This is a genomic window from Ensifer sp. B1-9, assembly GCF_050474445.1.
Taxonomy (GTDB): domain Bacteria; phylum Pseudomonadota; class Alphaproteobacteria; order Rhizobiales; family Rhizobiaceae; genus Ensifer.
The window spans coordinates 264,501-273,015 of record NZ_JBCHVG010000013.1 but is presented as its reverse complement, the minus strand read 5'-3'; the positions used below and the strand labels follow the sequence as shown (position 1 = coordinate 273,015).

Here is an 8,515-nt window from a genome sequence, read left to right as displayed (position 1 = left end):
TACAATTTCGGCCGTAGGCTCAAGACCCTCAAGGGCCTCACGCCCTACGAGTTCATCTGCAAAGCATGGGCTTCACAACCCCAACGTTTCACCCTCAATCCGCTCCAGCAAATGCCGGGACTAAACAACTAGAGCGTTTCAGGTTTTGACGGAAGCATATCCGGCATTGGCGAAGTAGTTGCTGCATTCGTCGGGTTGAACTGAGGAGACGAGGCTGCCGAGGTGTTGCCATGTCTCCTCGATGGTTCGCTTCTGCGCCGCCCGCATCCAGTGTTTGATTTTGGCGAAGGCTTGCTCGATCGGATTAAGATCGGGCGAGTATGGGGGTAGATACCAGAGCCTTGCGCCAGCGGCTTGGATCATCTGCCGGATGGCGGCCGACTTGTGGGAGCCGAGATTGTCCATGATGACGATGTCGCCGGGTTCGAGCACGGGCACGAGCAGTTGCTCAACATAAGCGCGGAAACACTGACCGTTGATCGGTCCGTCGAAGACGCAAGGCGCGGTTAGCCGGTCGTGGCGCAAAGCGCCGAGAAAGGTCAGCGTGCGCCAGTGGCCGTACGGGGCAAAGCCGCGCAGGCGCTTGCCTCGCGGCCCCCACCCCCGCAGCGGCGCCATGTTGGTCTTGATCCAGGTTTCGTCAATGAACACCAGCCGTCTCGGATCGAGACCGGACTGCCAGGAGCGCCAGCGTTGCCGCCGGCGGGCAATATCGGCACGGGCCTGCTCAAGCGCGAACAGCGTTTTTTTTGAACCGCAGCCCCTCGCGGCGCAGGAACCGCCAGACCGTATCGTGCGACACCTTCACCCCACGCGCCGCCAGCTCTTCCTGCAGCCTATGCAGCGACAAATGCAGCATCTGGTTGATCCTCTCCGCGATAAACGCACGGTGCGGCTCCAGCAGATGCTTGCGGTGGCCGCCCATCTTGCCGGGCGCCACAGACCCACTCGAACGGTAGCGCTGAGACCACTTCACCGCCGACGATACGGCAATGCCGAAACGAGCCGCAACCGATCGGCAGCTTTCGCCGGCCTCAATGGCGCACACAACACGTTCACGAAGATCATTCGAAAGAGGTCGCGTCATCAGATGCTGGCCTCCCCTCCAGCCAGCATCTTGAATCACAAAATGGACCGAAACGGAATCCTCTCCGATTCAGTCAAAGCCGGAACCGCTCTAGCGGATCCGCGGTGATCTGGAAAAAGGTCGGGTTCAGCCCGGCCTTTTGCTTTTGCGCGGCAGGTCCGGGTCGTCCAGACAACGCTGCCGCCTCGAGCCGAAGCAGACGTGTCTCCGGCTCCCTCGACAACGTCATGGGATGGCTCAGTTGGCCGCCTCGTCGCTGCGGCTGACGAGGATCTTGTCGATCCGCCGTGCGTCCATGTCGACCACTTCGAAACGGTAACCGTGGGCGATGGCAATGTCGCCCTCCTCCGGCGTCTTGCGCAGTTGCTGCACCAGGAATCCGGCGATCGTCTCGAAGTTGCCGTCGGCGTCGATACCTTCGATTCCGATCGTCAGATGGATTTCGTCGATCGGTGTCCGGCCATCGACGAGATAGCTGCCATCTTCACGCAGGCGGATCAGCGCGTGTTCGATGTCGTCGTAGTTCGACGGCAGAACGCCAACGATTGCCTCCAGAATATCGGCAATGGTGATGATGCCTTCGGTGCTTCCGTACTCGTCGACGATCATCGCCATGTTGATGCTCGACGACTTGAAGGCATCGAGCGCCTTCAGGCAGGACGCGGTTTCCGGCAGAGTGTGGATCTCCCGGATATATTTGCGCACGTCGAACGGTGCGGAGGCCGGGGCGTTCAGAACTTCCTTCGCCAGGACCGCGCCAAGCACGTCACCGCTCGGTCCATCGACCACCGGATAGCGGGAATGGCCGAACTGGTCGATCTTGCGACCGACGATCTCCAGGCTGTCGTTGACGTCGATGAAGCTCACCTCCGTCCGGTGCGTCATGATCGACTTCACGTTGCGGTCACCGAGCCGGATGATTCGTCTGAGCATCTCATGTTCCGACTTCTCGATGGCGCCGCTTTCGACGCCCTCGGCCATGATCGCCTGGACCTCTTCTTCCGTCACATGGTCCGGGTCGTCCGCGCGCATGCCGAGCAGACGCATGGCGACCGATGCGGCCGTTTCGAAGAGATAGACGATCGGTGCGGCGATCCGCGACAGGAGCAGCATCGGCCTTGCAACGAACATCGCCAGCGCTTCGGAATTCTTCAGCGCCAGTTGCTTTGGGATCAGCTCACCGATGACAACGGACAGGAAGGTGATCAGGGTGACGACGAGCGCGACGGCGACCGTGTTGCCGTAGGGATGGATCCAGGCGATCTCATCGAGGATCGGCGCGATCCTGGCAGCGATGGTCGCGCCGCCATAGGCGCCGGCCAGCGTACCGACCAGCGTGATGCCGACCTGAACCGTGGACAGGAATTTGCCCGGATCTTCCGCCAGCCTCAGCGCAACCTCGGCGCGGCGATTTCCCTGTTTTGCCATCTGGCGAAGCATGGGCTTGCTTGCCGAGACGATTGCCATTTCCGAGAGAGCAAAAAATGCGTTGATCAAAAGCAGGACGAAAATGACAAAAAACTCGGACATGGTCTCCAGGTCACCGTTGACGAAAGCCGCTCCGCTGGGGAACGACCAATCACCAGATAAGGCCAGCGGACGATCTGAGCAAGCGCAAGCATTGAAATCGATGCGATCTAGCGAACATTGAAGCTGGCCGACGACGGAATTTTGAACAATCCCAGAGAGGCCGAGGTCAGGCGCTGTTATGCAAGGCGCTGCGCACCCGCTCGCGACCGATCTTGATGACATTCTCCATGGCGAGCCGGGCGCCGACCTCATCACGCCGGCCGATCTCCTCAACGATGCGGATATGGTTGCGGGCGACCTCGTCTATGCCGCCCCTTTCAGCGGTCGGCGAACTCAGCTTGAAGACGCCAACCAGCGCCGCCTCGATCAGCCCGCCGACCGTTCGCATGAACGGGTTTCCAGAGGCCTCGGCGACCGCGAGGTGAAACTTCAGATCCGCGACGGCAAGGCTCTCTGCCGTATGCCCCTCCTCGCCCATGGCAACGGCGAGACGCATCATGCGGCTGATTTCCGCTTCCGAAGCGTTTCGCGCGGCGAGTGCTGCCGCATGCGGCTCGAATGCGAGACGCACTTCGCTAAGGTGATAGAGGAAATCCTCATCGACCCCGCACTCGAAATGCCAGGTCAGGATATCGCTGTCGAACAGGTTCCAGTCGTTGCGCGGCGTCACACGCGTGCCGATGCGAGCGCGGGGCACGACCAGTCCCTTGGCGGCCAGCGTCTTCATCGCCTCGCGAAGAACCGTCCGCGACACCTTGAAGCGCGCCGCGAGCTCCGGATCTCCTGGAAGAATCGAGCCCACGGGGAACTCGCCGGATATGATCGCCTTTCCAAGTTGATCGACGACATGCGCGTGGCTCGTGCGTTTGCGCGAGCCGGACACAACGGTTTCCAGCAAACTCCTGTTCAACCCATCTCCTCCAGGCACTCCCCTGCCTGATTCCTGCCGACACGCGGATATCGGTGTGCCAAAGCACCGCCGGCCGCTTGCCTCAAACTTGCGCAAACGAGTGTAGTTTGATCCACCGATTCCGGAAAGCCCCCGGAAAGACAGGCAGAATCAGCGTTTGCGACATTCTCCAATCGTCGCTACGCCTGCTCGCCCATCCTCAAAAGACAAACCCCGCCGGAGGGCGGGGTTTGCTTAACTTCACTGGTGTGAGCCCTTACTTCGGCAATTGGTCGTCGACGCCTTCGACGTAGAAGTTCATGCCGAGCAGCGTGCCGTCGTCAGACGTTGCACCGGCTGCGAGCCATTCGCTGCCGTCCTGCTTCTTCAGCGGGCCGGTGAAGGGCTTCAGCTCGCCCGACTTGATCTTGGCTTCGGTTTCCTCGGCCATCTTCTTCACGTCGTCAGGCATGTTGGTATAGGGCGCCATCGTCAGGATGCCGTCCTTCAGGCCGTCCCAGCTCGAGGTCGATTCCCACTTGCCGTCGAGGAAGGCCTGCGTGCGCTTGATATAGTAGGCGCCCCAGGTATCGACGATTGCCGTCAGCTGCGTGTTCGGGCCGGCGGCGATCATGTCGGAGGCCTGGCCGAAAGCCTTGATGCCACGTTCGGCGGCAACCTGCATCGGAGCCGTCGTATCGGTATGCTGCGTCAGGATATCGACGCCTTGGTCGACCAGTGCCTTGGCGGCGTCAGCTTCCTTGCCGGGGTCGAACCAGGTGTTTGCCCAGACGACCTTGATCTTGAAGTCCGGGTTGACCGAGCGCGCACCGATGATGAAGGAGTTGATGCCCATCACCACTTCCGGGATCGGGAAGGACGCGATGTAACCGGCGACGCCCTTCTGCGACATCTTCGCGGCGATCTGGCCCTGGATGTAGCGGCCTTCATAGAAGCGGCTGTTGTAGGTTGCGACGTTCGGCGCGGTCTTGTAGCCGGTGGCGTGTTCGAACTTCACGTCCGGGAATTTCTGCGCAATCTTGATCGTCGCATCCATGAAGCCGAAGGACGTCGTGAAGATCAGGCCGCAACCCGAGCGCGCCAGACGCTCGATCGCACGTTCCGCATCCGGACCTTCCGGCACGCTTTCGAGATACTGGGTCTCGATCTTGTCGCCGAGCTGCTTTTCCAGCGCCTGGCGGCCGAGATCGTGCGCCTGGGTCCAGCCGCCATCGGTCTTGGAGCCGACGTAAACGAAGCAGATCTTGGCCTTCTCCTGGGCGCTCGCAGCCGGGGCAAAGCCGATCACGGCCGCGGTGCTTGCGAGGACGAGCAGTAGTTTTTTCATTTTCTTGACCTCTGTCGGTTTGAGAAACGTCCGTCTGAAAGGCTTGAAATCACCGGTCCGGCACAAACGGTTTGCCGAGCGATGCCGGCGTATTGATCAAGGTCATGCGCCGGTTGTGCGAGATGAGGATGAGCACGACGATCGTCGCGAGATAGGGAAGCGACGACAGGAACTGCGAGGGAATGCCGATGCCAAAGGCCTGCGCATGCAACTGGCTGATCGAAACGGCACCGAAAAGATAGCCGCCCGCCACCAGCCGCCAGGGTCGCCACGAGGAAAAAACCACCAGCGCCAGCGCGATCCACCCGCGCCCGGCCGACATGTTCTCCACCCATTGCGGCGTGTAGACGAGCGACAGCTGCGCACCGGCGAGGCCGGCACAGGCGCCACCAAACATCACCGCAAGATAGCGTGTGCGGATAACGTTGACGCCGAGTGCATGCGCGGAGGCGTGGCTGTCACCGACGGCGCGCAGCTTCAGGCCGGCGCGGCTGCTGAACAGGAACCAGTTTACGGCCGCGACAATCGCAATCGATAGGTAGAAGATGATGTCCTGCCGGAACAGCAGCGGACCAATCACTGGAATATCCGCCAGAAGCGGTATCGTAATCGGCTGCAGCTTGATGCCCTGCATGCCGAGGAAGGTCTCGCCCATCATGCCGGAGACGCCGATCCCGAGCAGGGTCAACGCCAGGCCCGTTGCCACCTGGTTGGCGACGAGCGTCAAGGTCAGGAAGGCAAAAAGCTGCGAGAACAACGCGCCGCAGGCGACGCCCGCGAGCATGCCGAGATAGGGCGAACCGGTGATCTGGGTGATCGCGAAGGCGGAGACCGCCCCCATGATCATCATGCCCTCGACGCCGAGATTGAGCACGCCGGACCGTTCCGTCACCAGTTCGCCGATTGCGGCCAGCACCAGCGGGGTCGCGGCGGTGATGACACTCAGCAGGATCGCTTCGACGATACCCATCAGCGGCTCCCCTCGGTGGTTGTCGCGGTCAGCCGGTCGAAGACCAGCTTGATGCGATAGTGGATCAGCGTGTCGCAGGAAAGCACGAAGAAAAGCAACAGGCCCTGGAAGACGCGCGTGACCTTTTCGGAAACGCCGATCGAAAGCTGCGCCGCCTCGCCGCCGAGATAGGTCAAGGCGAGCACGAGACCGGCGGCGACGATGCCAAGCGGATTGAGGCGACCGAGAAAGGCGACGATGATGGCGGTGAAACCATAACCGGGCGAGATGACCGGGCGCAATTGCTGGATCGCGCCGCTGACTTCCGAAATGCCGGCGAGCCCGGCAAAGGCGCCCGACAGCAGCATCGAGAACCAGATCATGCGGCGCGACGAGAAACCGGCAAAGCGTCCTGCCCGCTCCGACTGGCCGAGAACCGAAATTTCGAATCCCTTCAGCGTATAGCGCATCATGAACCAGACGAGGACAGCCGCGATGATGGCAAAAGCGAAGCCCCAGTGCGTGCGTCCAGAAGCGATCATTTCCGGCAGGATCGCATCGACGGCGAAAGTGCGCGTCTCCGGAAAGTTCATGCCGCCGGGGTTGCGCCAGGGACCGCGCACCAGCCAGTCGAGAAAGAGCTGAGCGACATAGACCAGCATCAGGCTCGTCAGGATCTCGTTGGTGTTCATATGCGCCTTGAGGAAGGCGGGGATCGCGGCAAAGAGCGCGCCGCCGAGCATGCCCATGAGCATCATCAGCGGCAGCACCAGCGGTGACTGCCAATCGTAGAAGACCACCGGCAGGATCGAGCCGGCGATGGCGCCCATGATGAACTGGCCCTCGGCGCCGATATTCCAGTTGTTGGAGCGGAAGCAGACCGAAAGCCCGACGCCGATCAGGATCAAGGGCGCGGCCTTGATCGCCAGTTCGTGCAGCGACCAGACCTCACTCAGGGGTTCGACGAAGAAGCTGTAGAGCGCCATCACCGGGTTCTTGCCGAGCAGCGCGAACATGATGCCGCCGAAGACGATCGTCAGCAGGAAGGCGATGAACGGCGACAGGATCGAAAAAAGCGTCGAGACCTTGGCGCGCTTTTCCAGTTCAATGCGCATGTGCGGCCTCCGTGCCTTCCGTCTTGCCGTACATCCCCCCCATCAGGAGGCCGATCTTTTCACGCGAGAGTTCTTTCGCCGGATAGGGATCGGAGAGCCTGCCATCGCTGATGACGGCGATCTCCGTCGCGACTTCAAAGATCTCATCGAGATCCTGGCTGATGACGAGCACCGCGGATCCTGCTTTGGCGAGATCGACGAGTGCCTGGCGAATGCGGCTGGCAGCCCCGGCATCGACCCCCCAGGTCGGCTGATTGACGACCAATACGCTCGGCTGGCGGTCGAGTTCACGGCCGACGATGAACTTCTGCAGGTTGCCGCCCGACAGCGACCCCGCCGGCGGGTCTTCGCCGCTCTTGCGCACGTCCATCGCCTCGGAAATGCGCTTCGTGGCGCTCGCCACCGCATCCCGCCGGATGATGTTGAGGAAACCTCCGCCGAGAAGGGCCTTGGCGTCCGAGCGGCTGCGGGCAAGCACGAGATTGTCCGAGAGCGGCAGCGCCGACACGGCGGCATGGCCGTGGCGCTCTTCCGGAACGAACCCTGCACCCATCAGGCGGCGGGCATTGATGTTTCTGCTGCCGACGGGTCGTTGGCGGATCTGCACGGCATTTTGATCAGCGACGGGGTACTCGCCCGACAGCGCATCGAAGAGTTCGCCCTGGCCGTTGCCGGCTACACCGGCAATCGCCAGCACCTCGCCGGCATGAACCTTGAGACAGATGTTCTTCAGCGATACCGCGAAGGGTGTGCGCGCGGGAACCGTCAGGTGACGCGCCTCCAGTTGCACCTGGCCCTTGGCGCTGGTGCCTTCGGCCGTCACGACCGCGACATCGCTTCCGACCATCATGCGCGCCAGCGATGACGGCGTCTCCGTCTTCGGATCGCAGGCGCCGGTGACCTTGCCGTGACGCAGCACCGTCGCGCGGTCGCAGATGCGCTGAACCTCTTCGAGCCGGTGGCTGATGTAGAGGACCGAGCGTCCCTCCGCCTTCAGCTTGTAGAGCGTTTCGAACAGGCGATCGGCCTCCTGCGGCGTCAAGACCGAGGTCGGCTCGTCCAGGATGATAAGGCGCGGGTTCTGTAGCAGCGCGCGCACGATCTCGATGCGCTGGCGCTCGCCCACGGAAAGATCGGCCACATGCGCCTTCGGATCGAGCGGCAGACCGTAGGCATGCGACAGGCGTGAAGCTTCCTCCGCCACCTTTGCCAGCGAGATGTTCGCGTCCATCGAAAGTGCAATGTTCTCGGCGACGGTTAGCGCCTCGAACAGCGAAAAATGCTGGAAAACCATGCCGATGCCGAGCTTGCGCGCGGCGGCGGGATTGGCGATGCGCACGCTCTGGCCCTGCCAGAGGATCTCGCCGGCCGTCGGCGCCAATACGCCGAACAGCATCTTCACCAGGGTCGATTTTCCGGCACCGTTTTCGCCGAGAAGGGCGTGGATCTCGCCCTGTTTGATCTGCAGATCGATCCCATTGCAGGCCGCGAAGCTGCCAAACAATTTCGTCAAGTTGCTCACAGCCAATAGATGACCGTTCGCCGCTACTCCCTCAACAGGCACGCTGCCCTCTTTCCCCTCTGCTGATCCGCGTCC

At 61.8% G+C, this 8,515-nt stretch carries 7 protein-coding genes and 1 pseudogene; 1 reads left to right on the top strand and 7 read right to left on the bottom strand.

The window, feature by feature from the left end:
- Positions 1–132 (top strand): annotated as a pseudogene (locus ACQ5BM_RS24950) (IS481 family transposase); the annotation flags it as partial.
- 6 nt (positions 133–138) lie between these two features.
- Here ACQ5BM_RS24950 and ACQ5BM_RS24945 read toward each other — a convergent pair.
- The 7 genes from ACQ5BM_RS24945 to ACQ5BM_RS24915 form a co-directional block, all read right to left on the bottom strand.
- Positions 139–1,087 (bottom strand): IS630 family transposase gene (locus ACQ5BM_RS24945; RefSeq protein ID WP_429817191.1). Its coding sequence is split into 2 segments (ribosomal slippage): positions 139–750 and positions 752–1,087, totalling 948 coding nucleotides; the frame shifts between segments, so codons are not numbered across the junction.
- Between the two features lie 237 nt (positions 1,088–1,324).
- On the bottom strand, positions 1,325–2,617 hold the full coding sequence (locus tag ACQ5BM_RS24940; protein WP_429817188.1) for a hemolysin family protein: 1,293 nt from the start codon (positions 2,615–2,617) through the stop codon (positions 1,325–1,327).
- A gap of 166 nt (positions 2,618–2,783) precedes the next feature.
- On the bottom strand, positions 2,784–3,527 hold the full coding sequence (locus ACQ5BM_RS24935; RefSeq protein WP_429817185.1) for a FadR/GntR family transcriptional regulator: 744 nt from the start codon (positions 3,525–3,527) through the stop codon (positions 2,784–2,786).
- A gap of 256 nt (positions 3,528–3,783) precedes the next feature.
- Entirely contained in the window at positions 3,784–4,854 is a 1,071-nt protein-coding gene (locus ACQ5BM_RS24930; protein ID WP_429817182.1) for a BMP family ABC transporter substrate-binding protein, read from the bottom strand.
- Between the two features lie 49 nt (positions 4,855–4,903).
- On the bottom strand, positions 4,904–5,824 hold the full coding sequence (locus tag ACQ5BM_RS24925) for an ABC transporter permease (RefSeq protein ID WP_429817179.1): 921 nt from the start codon (positions 5,822–5,824) through the stop codon (positions 4,904–4,906).
- The gene (locus tag ACQ5BM_RS24920; protein ID WP_429817176.1) at positions 5,824–6,918 is read right to left on the bottom strand and encodes an ABC transporter permease; all 1,095 of its coding nucleotides are present in this window, start codon (positions 6,916–6,918) and stop codon (positions 5,824–5,826) included. The genes ACQ5BM_RS24925 and ACQ5BM_RS24920 overlap by 1 nt, the downstream gene beginning before the upstream one ends.
- On the bottom strand, positions 6,908–8,482 hold the full coding sequence (locus ACQ5BM_RS24915) for an ABC transporter ATP-binding protein (RefSeq protein WP_429817174.1): 1,575 nt from the start codon (positions 8,480–8,482) through the stop codon (positions 6,908–6,910). The genes ACQ5BM_RS24920 and ACQ5BM_RS24915 overlap by 11 nt, the downstream gene beginning before the upstream one ends.
- Positions 8,483–8,515 lie beyond the last annotated feature (33 nt).

Excerpts from the sequence above, each read along its gene's own strand:
- ACQ5BM_RS24920 (WP_429817176.1), bottom strand. The coding sequence starts at position 6,918 with ATGCGCATTGAACTGGAAAAGCGCGCCAAGGTCTCGACGCTTTTTTCG.
- ACQ5BM_RS24925 (WP_429817179.1), bottom strand. The coding sequence starts at position 5,824 with ATGGGTATCGTCGAAGCGATCCTGCTGAGTGTCATCACCGCCGCGACC.
- ACQ5BM_RS24940 (WP_429817188.1), bottom strand. The coding sequence starts at position 2,617 with ATGTCCGAGTTTTTTGTCATTTTCGTCCTGCTTTTGATCAACGCATTT.
- ACQ5BM_RS24930 (WP_429817182.1), bottom strand. The coding sequence starts at position 4,854 with ATGAAAAAACTACTGCTCGTCCTCGCAAGCACCGCGGCCGTGATCGGC.